At 41.7% G+C, this 17,799-nt stretch carries 11 protein-coding genes; 5 read left to right on the forward strand and 6 right to left on the reverse strand.

All coding sequences use genetic code 11. The features are described from left to right. Positions 1-11 precede the first annotated feature (11 nt). The 6 genes from P2W82_RS06490 to P2W82_RS06515 form a co-directional block, all read right to left on the reverse strand. Complete coding sequence (locus P2W82_RS06490; protein WP_336515038.1) at positions 12-3,305, reverse strand: TonB-dependent receptor; 3,294 nt, start codon at positions 3,303-3,305, stop codon at positions 12-14. A 207-nt stretch (positions 3,306-3,512) separates the two neighbouring features. Beyond that, positions 3,513-4,658 (reverse strand): FecR family protein, encoded by a 1,146-nt coding sequence (locus P2W82_RS06495; protein ID WP_336515039.1) that lies wholly within the window; start codon positions 4,656-4,658, stop codon positions 3,513-3,515. Between the two features lie 68 nt (positions 4,659-4,726). Then, positions 4,727-5,308 (reverse strand): RNA polymerase sigma-70 factor, encoded by a 582-nt coding sequence (locus P2W82_RS06500; RefSeq protein WP_336515040.1) that lies wholly within the window; start codon positions 5,306-5,308, stop codon positions 4,727-4,729. A gap of 65 nt (positions 5,309-5,373) precedes the next feature. Next, complete coding sequence (locus P2W82_RS06505) at positions 5,374-5,808, reverse strand: copper resistance protein NlpE N-terminal domain-containing protein (RefSeq protein ID WP_336515041.1); 435 nt, start codon at positions 5,806-5,808, stop codon at positions 5,374-5,376. A 4-nt stretch (positions 5,809-5,812) separates the two neighbouring features. After that, positions 5,813-6,283 (reverse strand): hypothetical protein, encoded by a 471-nt coding sequence (locus P2W82_RS06510; protein WP_336515042.1) that lies wholly within the window; start codon positions 6,281-6,283, stop codon positions 5,813-5,815. A gap of 502 nt (positions 6,284-6,785) precedes the next feature. Continuing rightward, positions 6,786-7,610, reverse strand: a complete 825-nt coding sequence (locus tag P2W82_RS06515; protein WP_336515043.1) for a GNAT family N-acetyltransferase — start codon at positions 7,608-7,610, stop codon at positions 6,786-6,788. 170 nt (positions 7,611-7,780) lie between these two features. Here P2W82_RS06515 and P2W82_RS06520 point away from each other — a divergent pair, with 170 nt between their 5' ends. From P2W82_RS06520 to P2W82_RS06540, 5 genes are all read left to right on the forward strand, one after another. Continuing rightward, the gene (locus P2W82_RS06520; protein WP_336515044.1) at positions 7,781-8,785 is read left to right on the forward strand and encodes a sugar phosphate isomerase/epimerase family protein; all 1,005 of its coding nucleotides are present in this window, start codon (positions 7,781-7,783) and stop codon (positions 8,783-8,785) included. Positions 8,786-8,857: 72 nt separating this feature from the next. After that, on the forward strand, positions 8,858-9,514 hold the full coding sequence (locus tag P2W82_RS06525; protein WP_336515045.1) for a hypothetical protein: 657 nt from the start codon (positions 8,858-8,860) through the stop codon (positions 9,512-9,514). A 362-nt stretch (positions 9,515-9,876) separates the two neighbouring features. Continuing rightward, positions 9,877-10,389, forward strand: coding sequence for a hypothetical protein (locus P2W82_RS06530; protein WP_336515046.1), 513 nt, complete (start codon positions 9,877-9,879; stop codon positions 10,387-10,389). 181 nt (positions 10,390-10,570) lie between these two features. Continuing rightward, positions 10,571-11,785 carry a M48 family metalloprotease gene (locus P2W82_RS06535; RefSeq protein WP_336515047.1) on the forward strand — a complete coding sequence of 405 codons (1,215 nt, stop codon included), beginning with the start codon at positions 10,571-10,573 and terminating at the stop codon, positions 11,783-11,785. 11 nt (positions 11,786-11,796) lie between these two features. Next, positions 11,797-17,226, forward strand: a complete 5,430-nt coding sequence (locus P2W82_RS06540; protein ID WP_336515048.1) for an AAA domain-containing protein — start codon at positions 11,797-11,799, stop codon at positions 17,224-17,226. Positions 17,227-17,799: the final 573 nt, after the last annotated feature.

Here is a 17,799-nt window from a genome sequence, read left to right on the forward strand (position 1 = left end):
AAAGATTTGAATTAAAAACTGGCCTGTAAGCCGAACACATACGAGACAGCAGCCGGATAGGTTCCATTGTCGTAAAACAATGAATTTGAACTTCCGTAACTGTTGGATTCCGGATCCCAGCCCTGGTACTTGGTGAAAGTAAAAGGATTGGTAACGCTGGCGTATACCCGCAATGAACGCATCCATTTCTGTGGGGGTATCGTATAACCCAATGTGATATTCTTGATCCTCACATAAGAGTTATCTTCTACCCACCGATCACCAATAGGAAGATTGGTTCCTTGTGCACCTTTTACATAATCGTTGCTGGGGTTTGTCGGCGTCCACCGGTCAACCATTTGCTTTAAGAGATTCACCTGCCCGGAAGGTGTTTCAAACGTGAACCGGAAAGCATTAAACAGTCTGCTGCCCTGTACACCCTGGATCAATGTACTCAGATCAAAATGACGATAACGAAGTATGGTGGAAAATCCAAAAAAGTAATTGGGTTGTGCATTGCCCACCAGGGCAAGATCCTCATTGCTGATCTTACCATCTTTATTCAGATCCTTGAGTTTGAAACCGCCGGTGCGTGCGTCATACCCAGGTAAAAATGGTTCTCCAGTCTGATTAATACCATCAATAATGTATACTCTGTAAACGCCCAGTGGATATCCTTTTTTCAGGATAGAATAACTCGATTGCTGAATCTCATCGCGAACACCATCGAGCCCCAGTACTTTATTTTTATTCCATGTTATATTGCCGGATGCCTCCCATGTCAATGCCCCGGTAAGAATTTTTCCGCTTAATGAAAGCTCCCAACCTTTGTTCTCAATGGAACCATAGTTACCGGTGATACTGGTATACCCGGATGACATTGGAAGCGATTTGGAAAACAGAAGATCATCTGTTCTTTTGTTATAATAGTCTACAACAACATTCAACCTGTTTCTGAAGAATGACATATCAAGACCCACGTCGACCTGCGTAGCCTGTTCCCAGCGAAGATCGGGATTGGCAATGCCACTTGGGTAAGTGCCTATCTGTGTAACGTTATTGAAATTGTAATTGTATCCCCCGGTAGCTGTTACTGTAGCCAGTGATCCATAAGGTCCGATTGCGCCGGCATTTCCTGTAATTCCCCAGCTCCCACGCAGTTTTAAATCACTAAGGAAATCCACTTTACTCATGAAAGGTTCATCGATAATTCGCCATGCTGCGGATACCGAAGGGAAAAATCCGTACTTGTTGTTTGCGCCGAATTTGCTGGATCCATCGACCCTTGCAGATGCGTCAAGGAAGTAACGATCCTTAAAACCGTAACCCAGCCGCAGTAAATATGATATGAGATCGCTTTTTGCTTTTGAGCTCGACACAGAATAGTTGGTTGCCGTACCTGTCGACCAGTTTTCGGTGAAATCGTTTCCAAAACCGGACGCAGTTTGATTATTGGTCTGCAGCTGATCGCTCTGAATGGCAAAAACACCAGTCGCATTGATAGAATGATTTTTTGCGATTGACTTTTTGTAAGTCAGTATGCTTTCATGCAACAATGATGTATTATAAAAACTGTTGTTTGATGCACTGCCATTGATTGCTGCAGGATTGGCCAGGGTTAGTGAATCCACGATATACCGTGGTGAATAAAGCTCATTTAATGAAGATGCAACATCTGCATTAAAGCTCGCGCGATAGGTAAGGCCGTTAATGATGCGCACATCAAGATATGCATTGGCAAGAAAACGATTCGTTGTCGTGTAATCTTTCTTTGCCAGTTCTGCCATGGGATTGATTGTTTCACGGTAACGACCGTTCATCTGGTCGGCGAAAGGATATGGCAAGCCATTGGCCCGGTAAGGAAGTAAATTGGGAGGAGCCGCCACCGCGCGACCGAGTATGCCTTCGCGTGCGCTCGTTACATTCACTCCGGTACCGCCTGCGCGCACTCGATTCTCCTGGGTGTGGGTATAATACAGGCTGGTGCCCACCTTTACCCGGTCGTTGATGCGTTGATCAATATTCAGGCGAACTGCATACCTGGTGTAATCACTGTTTTTAATTACGCCTTCCTGGTCAAAATAGTTTAAACCCAATGCCACCTGAGTTTTTTCATTTCCGCCCGTAACTGAAACCTGGTGATTTTGTATGGCACCTCTTCTGAAAATCATGTCCAGGTAATTCGTGCCTTCACCGAGACTTTCAGGATCTGCATAAATAACATTCGGACTGTAGGTGTCGTTTTCCAGTTTTGCAAATTCAGTTGCATTGAGGATATCCGGTTGTTTTGATACCTCCTGGAATCCATAGTATCCATCATAGGTAACACGTGCTACTCCGTCTTTTCCTCTTTTCGTTGTAATTAAAACGACACCATTTGCCGCACGTGCTCCGTAGATGGCTGTCGCAGCCGCGTCTTTTAAAATTTCAACGGATTCTATATCCGAAGGGTTTAATTGTGATAATGGATTGGCTGCATTCACTGCGGATGTTGCAGATATCTGTATACCATCAATAACATACAGAGGCTCGGAAGTTCCATTGATAGAATTGGTTCCGCGGATGCGGACACTTATGTTTCCTCCCGGGAGGCCGGAATTCTGACGCATATCAAGACCTGCCACGCGACCCTGTAAGCCCTGGGCAAGATTGGCAATGGGCGTTACTTTAAGATCATCCGATCGTACTGAGCTTATAGAACCGGTTAGCGATCTTTTGGAACGCGTTCCATAACCGACAATAACAACCTGGTTCAGATCTTTTTCTTTTTCTCCCAAACGAATGTCAATGGCCGACTTTCCAGCTACGGAATGTTCCACCGCATTGAAGCCGACATAAGTGAATATCAGGATCGATTTTTCGTCCGGAACAGTGATTGTATAATTCCCCGCATCGTCGGACATCACCGCATTTCGTGTACCCTTTATTGTTATAGTTACACCACCGAGAGGACTACCACTTTCATCGGTAATTTTTCCGGTGATCTCTTTCGGTGGAAGAAGAGTTTCTTCCTTCGCTATTTTCGGCTTTTCGATTTGCCGTACGATAATTGTCTGGTATTTTATTTCCCATGAGAGATTCTGGTTTTTCAGACAGATTTCCAATACCTCAGCAAGCGTACCATTTCGTACATCAACTGTTACGGGAACAGCATTTTTCAGGATGCGTGGTTCGTAGACAAAAGAATACCCCGATTGTTTTTCCACCGTTCTGAACACTTTTAACAGCGGCATATCTTTCCCTGTCAGTGTAATATTCTGCGAGAATGACTTCGATGAGACATTCAAGGAGAGAACAATTGTAAGAAAGACTGTCAGCTTCATCATTAATCGAATTTGGGTAGGCATGCGAAGTCTGGCCATGGTTTGGCGAAGCATCGTCGAATTCATAGATTTGTGTTGATTGGGTTAAAAAGTTTAAGTCTTGACTGGCTTGAGTACTATGACCCAAATTTTACCGGGAGTGTAGCAGCACTTCCGGTTTGTTTTTAGAAAGGACTACATAAGCGTATGTTTTGATTTATGAATTGGTTTTTAATTATTAAATGATTTGACGGTTACCTGCTTTCCATTGGTGCTGAATTTTACAGTGTGTGTACCTTCAAGAATTTCCAATACCTGTGGCAGTGTATATTTTCTAAAGATTTTTCCAGAAATGAGAATGTCTTCAGCATTCAGCTCATACTTCACATCGATGTCATACCAGCGTGATAGTTGTGTCATTACCGATTGAATATCAGAATGATCAAAATTCATTTCGCCACGAAGCCAGGCGGTGGCTTCATCGGTATCAACATTTTTTATCAGCTTCAGTTGCTGATCAGATCTCGTGAGACTTGCCTGCTGACTTGGTTTTAATTGTACAGATGCAAAGGCATGATGTACTTTCACTTCTCCTTCCAGTAGTGTAGTCAGGATATTTTTCTCATTGGCATATGCCATCACGTTGAAATGCGTGCCAAGTACCTCAACGACCATATCCTGAACCTCAACTTTGAATGGTTTTGCGGGGTTCTTTTTTACTTCAAAATATGCTTCACCCGTAACAACCACTTTACGTTCGCTTTCATTGAATGCAGTGGGGTAAGTAATGGAGGATTCTGCGTTCAGCCATACCAGTGTGCTGTCGGAAAGCATCAATTTAAATTGAGCACCTCTCGGGGTACTCATGGTATTTAATACGGACACATCAGAACCAGGGTAATAGATAGTTCCATGCTGGTTACTGATGTCAATACCGTTGTCCGAAAATTGCTGAAGACTATCAGCATTAAGTTCAACCTTTTGACCAGTGCTGAGAGTCAGCGTTGCCCGGTTATAGTCCGATGGATTGTTTTCATTGACAGCTATCGCCGGTTGCGGTTGACTTTCCTGCTTTTTGTCCGCGAAAAACCATAGTAAGCCCAGGGAGATGGCCGCCACAGCCGCAGCCCACACCAAAACGCGGGGATAGATTTTCCGAACCTTTGTTTTTTCTTCCGAATTGAAATTTTTCGCTTCTTGTCTGATCCGATCGAAAACTTTGTCTTCGCTGTGCTGTAATGCCGACAGATTGATTTCACCTGCAACATTTTCATCCTGGAAACTCTGCAGGTAATTTTTCAGAAATGCTTCTTCAACTTCGCTTGTTTCCCCCTGGATATGTTTCTTCAGGAGTTCGATAAAATCTTGTTTTTCCAATATTCGTGGCTTATACATGTTAAGTAACATAACTCAACAGATACCCCGGGTGGAACAGAAAATATTTTTCAGGGAATAAAATGAAGTACTACGGCGAGAATTTTACTGAAGGAAATCCTGATTCGTTTCAACGCTTCACCCATGTGAAATTCAACGGTTTTTACGGATATTGAAAGCTTTTCAGCAATTTGTCTGTATGTTAATTGCTCCTCCCTGCTCAGAAGATAGACTTCCCGTGTTCTGTCTGGCAGGGAATCAATTATTTCTATGATGCCCGATTGCAGCTCTTTCTGGTACAGGATGTTTTCCGGTGTTTGAGATCCCCATACACGCAACTCAAGATTTTCATATGCGGCCTCCCGGACTTTGCCATCACGGATTAGATTCAAAACCTGGAACCTGGCAGCGGAAAAAAGATATGATCTCAAAGATTTCTCAATAACCAGTGTATGTCTCCGGTCCCAGATGTTGAGGAAGATGTCATGCAGAATATCCTCACAGCGATTTCTATCCCGGAGAATGTTGTATGTCCAGCTAAAAACAGATTTGTAATATTTCCTGTAAATGGCCGAAAAAGCATCTGCATCACCGGAGCTTAATTGCTGCAGCAAGAGGAAATCATCATTAATACCAGGGGTATTTGAAGACACAGATGGCAAATTGATTTACCGGATAAAATTAGGAAAATTTCATTCCGGCCAAAGATCAAGCCATTTTATAAGTTTTTTACCCGGTTGAACGTATATCCAAACGTCGCGTCACCCACAACAAGATTTTTGTTTTCATCAAGAAGAAACAAAACGTTGTTGTCGCCTTTCATCCAATACAATTTACCTTCCTGGTTTTCAAATTCAAGAACATACACATCTGCAACAGCATCGGTCTTTGTTCCTTTTGTCACTGACCATTTGCCAGAAGCTTTATACTTGTTATCGTCATCGCCGACATAAACCATGTCCAACTCGAACTTATGATTGTCAAAAATCCTTAGCGCTGCTTTGATGCGGTTGCAGTCTGATTTTTTATTGTGCAGCTGCATCAGGGCCTGGTGGCATGGAAATCTTCCCTGGTACTCAGCTCCTTTAAAATAGATAGATTTGATCGGAGAGGAATTGATAATCAGCGCAAGCAAAGTGATTAAAACGGTCATGGGCTCAATTTTTAATACGACTGAAAGTGTATCCGTAGCCCGCATCGCCTACCATCAGGTAGTTTTGATTATTGAGTAAATGCAGGAGGTTGTCATCCAGCTTACGGAACCGGATAACCGAACCATCCGTACTTGTTAATTGAAGTATAGTTGCAGCCTTACCGGAGGCCTGCCCTTGCTCCACTTTCCAGTGACCTTCAATTGTAGCGGTGCCCATATTTTTATCCGTCCTGTTATCCACATAATAAATAAACTCACGGACAATTCTGAATTTTTCAGGTGTTTGGGTTCCAGGGCGATTGTACAAATAGATTTTCCATTTGATCTGGTCGCATTTCTCAGCTGCGGGAATTTTCAGAAATGTTTTTAATTCCGATGAACAGGGAGTAGATGCGGCAAAGTATCCGTAGAGATCGGGACTTGTTTCGGGAACGACGATGAATATCTTCAGAAGTAAAAAGAATAAAAAGCTCATGTTCGAAGAATTTAATCATCAATGCTGATACAAAATTAGTAACAGGATCAAATGCCGCGAGGTCGATTACACTTTCCGGAAGGTATACTTGCTCAATTGGGGTAATTGCTTGATCAAATGCATTTGTGTCAGTTGCATTTATTGCGGCATATTTTCATAGAGACAACGAATGCGCTGCCTCTGCAAAACGTTATCAAACAAAAAATTGTATCCTCTACATCATCGCGTTGCCGACAACTAGAAACTGGATGCTCCTGCCGGTGCATGACGTTACATCTTTTCGCAATTTTAGCTGAATATGGCCATCGCAAAAGCTAACTTATCACCTACCACCTATTACCTTCAATAATCAGATTTTTATTATATACATCCAAACACTATAATCAGCTACAAACAAAATGTTCTTCCGGAACCGGGACGTTACCTCTTATCGCAATTAAAGATGATTTGGCTCATGCGGAGGTCAAACTTTAACCTGCCACCTAAAACTTTTAACTTTCAACTACTCCTTTCTTTTTACTTTTTTCTGCATACTGTATGAAGGCTCGTATCCAAACTGACGATAAAAAGAGGTTAATCCTTCCGAGGTGATTAAAGCTACCATCGCATGAGGCTCGCCATTTTGCTCAAGCCATTTGTCAATAGCCTTCATCAACGCACTGCCTACATGTTTCGCCTGCCATTCGGGGCTTACAACAACATCCTTTACATAATAAAAACTTGCGCCATCACCGAGAAGAACAGCACATCCAATGGGCTGACCTGTTATTGTCTCTTCCGCTACCGCAGCATACAGTGGCGCAGAAAGTGTTTTCCTGACAACTTCATCATTTTCTGATGGTAGCCACCCGACGGACCTTATCAGTGCCCGGTATTCTTCTGTATCAGGTGTTCTTGAAACGATACGGACTTCGGCTGGAAGCGATTCCGATTTTTTATCGCGTTCCTTTACAGCTTCAGAAAAACATAGAAAATGGCCGTTAATTTCCTTAACTACATATTCCGTCATTCCCCAGGGTTTTACACTCATTTCTTCAACGATCTCCACGTTTTTCCGCTGGTGATACCCGTATAATATTTTGATGTTTTTCACGCGTATCCACAGATATTCTTTATGTTTTTCGGCAGCTTGAGGATTGAGCGAAAATTGTACCTGTATGCCATCTGCGGCAACCCCGCCATGCACGGGAGGATCACCCCATTTCCACCGGGAAGGGAAACCCAGCACATTCATCCAGTAGTCAATCGTTGCATTGATATCCTGTACCGGCAGCACAGGTTCCAGGTGCATCATCACCGGGGAGTCATCATTTTCATTTCCTGACATAAATTCAATTGTCTTATAAATTTACTGAATGAAACAGCGCACAGAATCTGGTTGAATAAAGCAGTAGAAAGAATTAGTTTGTTCAAAAGGCATGCAAATGATTTTCCGTTCACTCATTTTTCTATATTTAGACACTGATATCAACTCATCAATAAAATCAACCGCGCTATATGAAAAGAGATCGTCGCGAATTCCTGAAACAAATGAGTTTTTCTGCTGCAGGGCTGTTGGCAGGTAATTCGATTTTTGCAGAAACCGGAATAACTAAATCTCCTCCTTTATTTTTTGAGATTTCTCTTGCCGAGTTTTCATTTTTCAGCGACCTGACTGGTGGGAAAATGACCAATCTCGAATTTCCGATCAGGGCGAAAAAGGATTTTGGTGTGAATGTGGTTGAGTATGTCTCGATGTTCTTCAACGGCAAACACACTGACGCCACCTACATGAATGATCTGAAAAAAAGAACCGCTGATGAGGGTATAAAAAATAACCTGATCATGGTGGATGGTGCGAATATTTCTGATCTCGACCAGGCGAAAAGAATCAAAGCTGTGGAATCACATTATCCGTGGGTGGATGCAGCAAAAACACTTGGTTGTTCGGCTATCCGCGTTAACCTCGGAGCGATGGATATGCCGGGAACATCAGACGATGAATTCAATGCTTCGGTTGACGGATACAGCCGGTTGCTGGAATACGGCGACAAAACCGGAATCAACATCATCGTTGAAAATCACCTGGGACGTTCCTGCAATGCAGCCTGGCTTGCGGGTATTATGAAAAAAGTCAATCATCCTCGTGCGGGTGTACTGCCTGATTTCGGAAACTTTTGTATTAAACGTTCCAAACCTGTGACGAACGATATTGCGGGGTGGCTTTCTACCAAATGCGAAGAACAATACGATGTATACAAAGGCGTCGAAGAGTTGATGCCCTATGCAAAAGGTGTCAGTGCAAAAACACATAAGTTTAAAGCAGATGGTGAAGACGCCGATCTTGATTTCAGGAGACTTTTTACCATCATAAAAAAATCCGGGTTTAAAGGATATGTTGGCATCGAGTACGAAGGCGGTTTGTACAGATCGATGGGAAAAGACGAATCTTATCTTCCCAATGCCGAAGGCGTACTGGCAACAAAAAAACTCGTCGAAAAAGTAGGAGCCGAATTGAGTTAAGAAACTCTTTCCCCCTCAATTCATCGGCAACGCATTTTCTTTGCCGGGATTTTTATTTAAAACAAACCATCGATGAAATTTTTCTTACTTCTGTCCGCGACATTTCTGTTGATGTTTAGTATCGCTTGTAATTCCGGTGATTCATCAAAAGAAGAAGAAACTGTTTCCTTTGATACGAGTTCTTCTGTTGGTACCGTTGATACTACGAAAACAGTAACGCACGACCCTGATCCGACTGATAGTATTGGAGGTGACGATTATAACTTCAATACATCCGCCAGAATAACGGCAGAACTTGTACGCAATGCACTGGCTAATGATATTTTCAAAGCAGACCTCGCATCCATCGGCAAAGAAAGCAGGAAGTTTTCGTTTCACGAATTTGATCTCAATGGTGATGGACAAAAAGAGGTTTTCGTGAAATTATCAGGGCCTTATTTCTGTGGTTCGGGTGGTTGCTCCCCATTGTTACTTTCATCCTCAGGAAAATTAATAACAAAGTTTTCTGTTACCGAGTATCCGATCATCATTGCACCAACAGCAACCAATCGCTGGCTGGATCTTATTGTAACCAGTGGTGCTGCTAAACCTACGATGCATCTCTTAAAATATGATGGTTCAAAATATCCGGCGAATCCTTCTACACAGCCATTGTTTTCAAAAACACCCGAAAAAGAATTGCCCAGGGTACTGGATGAAAAAATTCCATCACCCACTTTCACTTTTTGAAAACGCTACATAAAATTCATCCAAAGCTTTATGCTGGTATGCAGGGGCTTTGGATTTTTTTATTGACAATTGTTAACTTATTCCCGCACTTGTTTTAACGAATAACTTTACCTGATAGCTTCAGCTTTTCCTGACTATATCCGTATTCTTACCACGTAGCTTTTAAAGCAGATGCTGCTCACCATAATTTATATAGTTTAAAATGAAGCCTTTGCAAAATGACCGACAGTGACCATCAGGCGAAGTCGAAATTGCTTTTACCCCCTCTTGACTTTGGAGATTCTATTTTGTATTTTGTATATGGTGCTGAATCTTGCGCGTGCTATCTGATCATCCCTTTTCCAAAATTCCTTATCATTTTTATGAGAAACCTTTACCTGTTAATTCTACCGGTTTTGTTAAGCTCATTTTCCTGCAGTATCAAAACCGATGTCGCAGAAAATGAACTACCGGTGATTAGTTCCCCCGACAGTCTTTCGCTTCAGGCTTCCATCATTAAGGAAACCGATCGACTTACTATCCGCGAATGGATCCACCGGATCTGCGAAACTGAAAGCCCCGACCCGAAAGTGATTGCTTATAATTTTGGATTGATCCAAATTGATAATGGTTATTCATTATACCTGATCGGTTCAAAAGAGTATGACGTAGATAACTCTGAATGGGCATTTAATATTGACTTCGAACCAAGGATGAAGTATTATCCCCTGGCAGACACTATATACTCGAAACTTAGCTTTGATAAGGTTCAGACGAAGATCAATAATGAGCTGAAAGAATTTACGGCATCTGTAAATTTCAGAAACTCATTTTTTGCCAATGCGAAAGCGATTACCACCGGTTTGGCCGATGGCAATCTCGTCAGGATAAAATAGTTTAGGTCACAGCGTTTAACAAAACCAGGAGGGCTCGGCCCGACTGGTTTTTTTGTTGCCCATCGTTCAATATTTTTAGCAAAAACTTATCAATTGCAGCATCATTGAACCCCGATAATTCCGTTCATCTGGGTGTAATTATTTTAGGTAAATTTCCTTTTCATATCTCAGCAAAAAATATATGCACGAACCACTTATATATCATCTGAAAATTCGTGATTATTTCTTCGGACAGAAAAAGACCTGGGAGTTTTTTGCTTCTGCAAAGACAAAAAAGGAGCAGATCAACGAATACAAAATTGACCTGCTTAAAAATTGCTACAAGTTTGATCCTTCTGCAGAGAAAGAAATATATGAAAAAGTAGAGAGGGTGAAGGCCGCTCTGCGCCTGGATCTGCTGCAGGTAACCGTGTACCAGTCCCAGAATACAGAAGAAGTGAATGCTTCGGTGGTTTATTTTGAAAACGAAGCCTGTCTCGTTTTCAGCGGTCCGATTCTCCGCATGTTGAATGACGACGAGTTGCTCTCGGTGATTGCTCATGAACTGAGTCATATTCAATTGTACAATCTGCTCAGCGGCGACCTTGAAATAACCGACAGGATCATCACCGCAATTGCGAATAATCCTCAAAGTGAGGGATCTTATTTCGAGACCGCCAGGTTATTCAAATTGTATACAGAAATTTTTTGTGATCGTGGCGCGTTGATTGTTCTTGGCAAGACTGAACCCGTAATCACTTCGCTTGTCAAAATTGCGACCAGCCTCGATAAGGTGAATGCGGAAAGTTATGTGAGGCAGGCAGAAGAAATATTTACAACAGAAAAGAATACAAAAGCAGCAACGGTTTCGCATCCTGAAAATTTTATAAGGGCACGGGCAATACACCTCTGGCATACCGGGCCAAAAACTGCAGAGAAAGAAATCACCCGGATGATTGAAGGTGTTGCTGATCTCGACCAGTTGGACATACTTAAGCAGATTGAATTAAGTAAACTGACCCGGAAATTCCTCCAGCTGTTTTTGAAACCGAAATGGTTTCGTACCAATGTTGTAAAGAACCAGGCACTGCAATTCTTTCCTGATTTTGCAGGTGATGAACAGGCGCTGTTCGCACCGGAGATTCTTGATCAGGTCGAAGCATCTCATCATTCAATAAAAGAATACCTGTGCTATTTACTGCTGGATTTTATATTGGTGGATCAGTCATTGGAAATTGTTCCTTTCGGATGGGGATTTCAGTTTGCAGAAGAAATTGGTCTTAAAAAAACATTCGATGAAATAGTCACTAGAGAGTTTAAATACAGTCTGAAAAAACTACAGCAGCATAAACAAAAATCACTGGAAGCATATTACGCAGTGAAGGAATCTGCATCTGAACAGATTTACCAGGATTAATGTATTATCCGATGGAAACAAAAATTCCCTTTAGTCAATTTATTGAAACTGCTTTTGATCAGGGTGATTATTCAACTGATGATGTTATCGCGTTTGTATTACCGCTTTTCAAAGAAGTACTGGGATTTCATGAAGATGGACTAACGGCTCCATTTGAAAATAAAGAGACATTATCTGTAAACGATCATGTGCTTGATATTGATGAATCTTTTGCACATGCTCCGGTAAAATCAATTTCATCAGTCACTTCTTTATTTGAACAGGGACGATCGAAAAATTTCGATATCGTCGGTAATGTTCGTGTAGATGTTGATGTGGATCAGGGAACGAAAACAGTGGAAGATCTGCAGATTCACCTTGATACAACAAAACCTATGAGGACCCCGGCATATATTCCGGGATATCAGTGTTTCGAAATGCTGGCTGGTCATCACGATGATCTGACAGATATTTTTTGCCTGGGTCTTGTGTTGGGTTCTATGTCGCTTTCGCTGGATTTATATGATGAAAGCGATTTCGAATTATTTGTCAATTACAGAAAAAATCCGGCTTATTACAACAACAGGATCCATCCAACGATCAGTACGCTCATCACTGAAATGACCGAACTCAACCGAAGCAGAAGGTCGCAGGATTTATATGATGTCATTTCCCGGCTCGAAAATTATCGTGATTTTGATGGCGAACGTCAGGTAGATTTAACTAAGGTTGCGGGCTGGAAGACAAAAGAAATCATTAGTAAAGGTCAGTATATTCTCAGTAAACTTCGCAATCGTCTTTTTGATACCAGTCGTCGCAATCGCTTGCTTTATTATAAACCGAATATGCGTTTTGTGAATCTGACAGTGAGCAGTGTTCCGATGGTATTGCATTATCAAAGTATCCGGCCCGAACTTTTATTTACATGGAACGCAGAAATTTCAGGCAGGGTGAGAGATATGAAAGAGATTGTATTGAATAAATACCTGCGTTTTGAAGATCACCAATACCTCGGTTCTTCATTAGATAAAATTCGTACTGAAGCGCAGCATGATATCCAGGAATATGGATTCAGCCAGTTAAAGCTTGTTATTGCATTCCTGAACTGGCATAACCTGAAAGACGATAAAAATGAGAGAATACAAAGTCCGTTGCTGCTGATCCCGGTTGAACTCAAAAAAAATAAGAAGCTGAAGGAAGATCATTATGTGATGCGAATCCTCGCCAACGAGGCCGAAATAAACCCTGTGTTGTCCAACCAGCTTCGTGAGTTATATGGAATACAGCTTCCGGACTTTATAGATCTCGATGATACGACGCTTGAATCTTTTTTTAAGAAACTGAAAGAACAGATTGATCATGCCAACCAGGGTATTGTCATTCATTATATCGATAAGCCCCGTATCAAAATTGTACATAGTGTTGCACGCCAGACGGTGAGCAATTACAAAAAAAGATTGCGGAGAAACAAAGGGATTTCGGAGAGTTATAAAAATCTTTCTTATAGTTACCAGTATGATAGTTATAAACCATTAGGTCTTGAGATTTTCAGGCAATATGTTGAACCCAAGGCAACAATGCTGGAGTTTCTGATCAATGATGAAATAAAAATCAGCTCACATCAATTGACCGGGGATAAAGAGCGGCAGCTATACGAGATCGTGGAAAGCGAAGAAAATCCGTACAGTTGGGATTTTGATGTGTGTAATATTGTACTGGGCAATTTCAATTATAAAAAGATGAGCCTGGTCAGGGATTACAATAAAGTAATCGATGAAGGAGTGCCGCACCATGTATTTGAACATTTATTCAGTGAGGAGCCAAAGCGTTATGCCGATTATCGCTATGACTTGAACATCCCTGAACCATGGTACCATGTTATCGCAGCAGATCCTACGCAAACAAAAGCAATCCTGCAGGCAAGAACAACCGAGAGTTATATAATACAAGGTCCTCCTGGCACCGGAAAGAGTCAGACCATAACCAACCTGATTGCTGATTTCACTGGCCAGGGCAAAAGTGTACTTTTCGTTTGCGAGAAAAGAGCCGCACTTGATGTGGTGTTTCATCGCTTGAAACAACAGGGTCTGGACGAACTCTGCTGTTATATTCACGACAGCCAGGGTGACAAGCGCGAGTTCGTGAAAAACTTAAAATCTACTTACGAAGATTTTATAAAACAGAAAGCGGATCTGCAGAAGATTGAAAAATCCCGTGCTGCAGTAATTGAAAAATTAGTCCATCATCTTTCAATTATCCGCGATTACCATCTTACAAATTCGAATCTTGCTGACCATGGCGGAATTGAGCTGCGTAAATTAATCGAGCGGCTGATTGAATTGAAACCACATCTTACGAATCTTTCAAAAGCCGATGAAGAATTATTGCCACATTATCTCGAATGGCAACAATGTGGTGTAACCATTGATGAGCTAAGTCGGCTTCTTGAAGAATCTGCTGCTGCTCCTGGTTTTGCTGAACATCCCTTTAATATGCTTCGGGATGCCATTTTCCTGCATATGGATCCACAGGGACAGATTGCAAAACTCGTCAGACATGCTTCAGGATTGCTTGAAGAGATTTCAGTAGTATATAAAAACGCGGATATCACATCTGTACAGATGTTGAGGTTCAGTTCAATGAAAGCATTGGTTGAAGATGCTGTTTTGTTGTATCCACTTGCCGAAACGGGCAATATCAAATTGGTTGATTTTGGCAGTATTGAATCCAGAGAGTTTGAACAGGATTATAAGTTGTTGAAGGATTTGCGCAGACAATTGGTGCAGTCCACTGATGAGAATAAAGGTTGGAATGTCAAACTTTCAGAAACGGATGCTCAACGTGCATTGCAGATTGCGGAGCAAAATGAAAAATCTTTTTTCAGTTTTTTTAATGGTGATTGGAGAAAACTGAAGAAGACGCTCAATCAATCCTATAATTTCTCTTCACACCAGGTTAGACCGAAATATGTTCAGATCCTCACGCAGTTAATCAGAGCATATGCTCTTCAAAAAGATGTTTCGGCTTTGGAATACAAACTCGAACAGAAATTTGGTTTGCTGAATCTTGATATGAGCTACGTAGGTATTGAGCGGATCCGGTCAAAAAAAGGTGATCCGGAAGTTGACTTTTTAATCGGTTCAGATTCTTCTGAAAAACTGATCAGGGCATTGTACGGCATCAACTCAACGATTTGGCAACTGGAAGCTTGCCTTACTGAATTATTGCTGCACTATGATCAGAAAACCATAACTGAACTTAAGGACGACCTGGAAAATATTGAGGCGAATCTGGATAATCTTCCAGACCTGCTTCCTTCTTTGAAAAAATATGCACGTTTTCCGGAGCAGATGAAACGGTCGCTTAGAACATTGCCTTTAGCTCCAAAACAAATGGAAGCGGCAATGGCAAACAAAACCCTAAGGCACTTTTACCAGCATAAGAAACACTTTGAAAACAGCGATGGACAAACAATTGAGCACTCCGCATTACAATTAAAAAACTGTTACAACGATCTGCTGAAATTGAACGCCGCAATTATTCGTGCGCGTGCAAGAACGAATTTTCTCAATCACCTCGATCTGAGTAATATGGCCCTGAGCCAATTGAATCCTGAGCAACGTGTTTTTAAAAAGGAGTATACAGAGGGCAGAAAAATTCTGGAGAACGAATTTGGGAAAAGCATGCGATTCAAGAGCATCAGGGATCTTGCTGCGAAGGAAAGCGGACAGGTACTAAAAGATCTGAAACCTATCTGGTTAATGAGTCCCTTAAGTGTGAGTGATAGTTTACCTGTTGATACCAGCTATTTTGATGTAGTCATTTTTGATGAAGCCAGCCAGATAACTCTCGAAGAAGGCGTTCCTGCTTTGTATCGTGCGCCGCAAACCATTATTGTTGGAGATGAGAGACAAATGCCACCGACAAATTTTTTCTCTGCGAAGGCTGAAGACCCCGATGATCTCGACACAGCGGATACTGGAATAGATGACCTGCTGAATAACGATACTGATAGCCTGCTTTCGCAAGGCTCGCGAAAAATGAAAAGTGTTATGCTTGGATGGCATTATCGCAGTCGCTATGAAACTTTAATCAGCTATAGCAATCACGCCTTTTATGAAGCTGATCTGCTGACCATCCCCGACCAGGTAATTCATCACAAGGATAAGCAGGATATTGAAGTAAGTCAACCTGCGGAAGCAGTAAAAAATACAGATGCGATTTTTGATCGCAGTATTTCATTTCATTTTCAAACCAACAGCGTTTATGAAAAGCGTTCAAATGCAGGTGAAGCGGAATATATAGCCGGGTTGGTTTGCGAGTTATTGAAACGAAAAGTTAATGAAAGTATTGGTATCGTGGCTTTCAGTCAGGAACAGCAGCAGACCATTGAAGATGCGCTTTCTACCCTAGCCGCGACTGACAAAGAGTTCGAACAATTATTGGAAGAAGCATATAATCGAACCGAGAATGATCAGTATGTCGGTTTGATTGTGAAGAATCTCGAAAACATCCAGGGTGATGAACGTGATATCATTATCATGAGCATTTGTTATGGACCCGATTCGCGGAAAAAGATGATCATGAATTTCGGGCCCATCAATAAGAAGGGCGGAGAGAAAAGATTGAATGTAATTTTCAGCAGGGCTAAAAAGCACATGGCGATTGTGAGCAGTATTCATCACCACCAAATAACGAATGAGTATAATGAAGGTGCCAGTTATTTCCGCAGATTTTTACATTATGCAGAAGAAGTGAGCAGAGGCAATATGAAAATGGCCAGGACAATCCTGGATAGTCTTATTCTGAAAAAGGAAAAAGTTCAATCAAATTCAACTTCAATTGTTGCAAAAGAGATAAAGCAGGTATTGGTTGCAAGAGGATACCAGGTGATGGAAAATATCGGGCAATCAGGATTTAAATGTTCACTTGCCATTGTTTCAGATACCGAACCAGATAAATATTCTTTAAGTATACTGATTGATGATGACCTGCATTATAGTAATGAGAATCTGATGGAACAGTATTACCAGCGACCTGAAATATTGAGGGTGTTTGGATGGAAAACGATTACTGTGTTTGCAAAAGACTGGTTGCATCATCCTTCAAGAGTAATCGAGCAGATCATTAAACGAATGCAGGAAGAAGAACCTGTATTTGTCGGAACAGAAAGTCTGACCGAAGATCGCGCTAAACTTTTTGTTGAAAACAAACCGGACCCGACTTTAAAACCGGCCGGAGCTTATGACCATCTACAATATGTACGGTTGATAAGTACAGAAGGGGGAAGTAGTAAATTCTGGGAAGTTGCAGTTGATCAACAAAAACTGGTTGTTCGTTTTGGAAAAATCGGGACCAGGGGTCAGACCCAAATTAAAACATTTGAAGACGAGGATAGGGCCGTTAAAGAGAAAGAAAAAATGATCCGCGAAAAATTATCAAAAGGTTATACAAATAGTTAATTCCGGTTACGTGATGGTGTCAGAATTTTTACAAAATCATTCATTCAAGTGGGTTTGCATTTTTATGATTTTATAAAGCCGAAAAATTTTCAACCTGAGCTTAAACGAAAAATTTGAGTAACCGGAACGTTACAACAGGATTCTCGAATAGTTTGCGTATGCTGCTTCCCATGATCTGAAAGTACCACTTCGTCAGGTCCAGGTATTTCCCGGATACCTGGATTTTCCAGATGTTTATCCGCCTGCACAGTAAAACTGCCTTCAGCGGAACAGGCATTGGTTTATCGATCGCTAAAAAAGTAGTATAAAATCATGGAGGTACAATTACTGCGGAAAGTCAACCGGGTATGGGAACTACCTTCCGGGTGCAGCTACCTTGCTAAAAAAACCTGGCAGGTTTAAGACCTGCCAGGTTCACATTACCGGCGAAGATGGAAATCGGCTGATTTTAAAGTTTTTTGGAACCCCCAACCTGGGAGGTCTAAGACCTCTCAGGTTGGCATTTTTTAGCCTGTAGACAGCCCGACGACCAGCAAAAATTGGGTTTATGGGCTACCCCCCAACCTGGCAGGT

Source organism: Pollutibacter soli (assembly GCA_029269725.1).
Lineage (GTDB): Bacteria > Bacteroidota > Bacteroidia > Chitinophagales > Chitinophagaceae > Pollutibacter > Pollutibacter soli.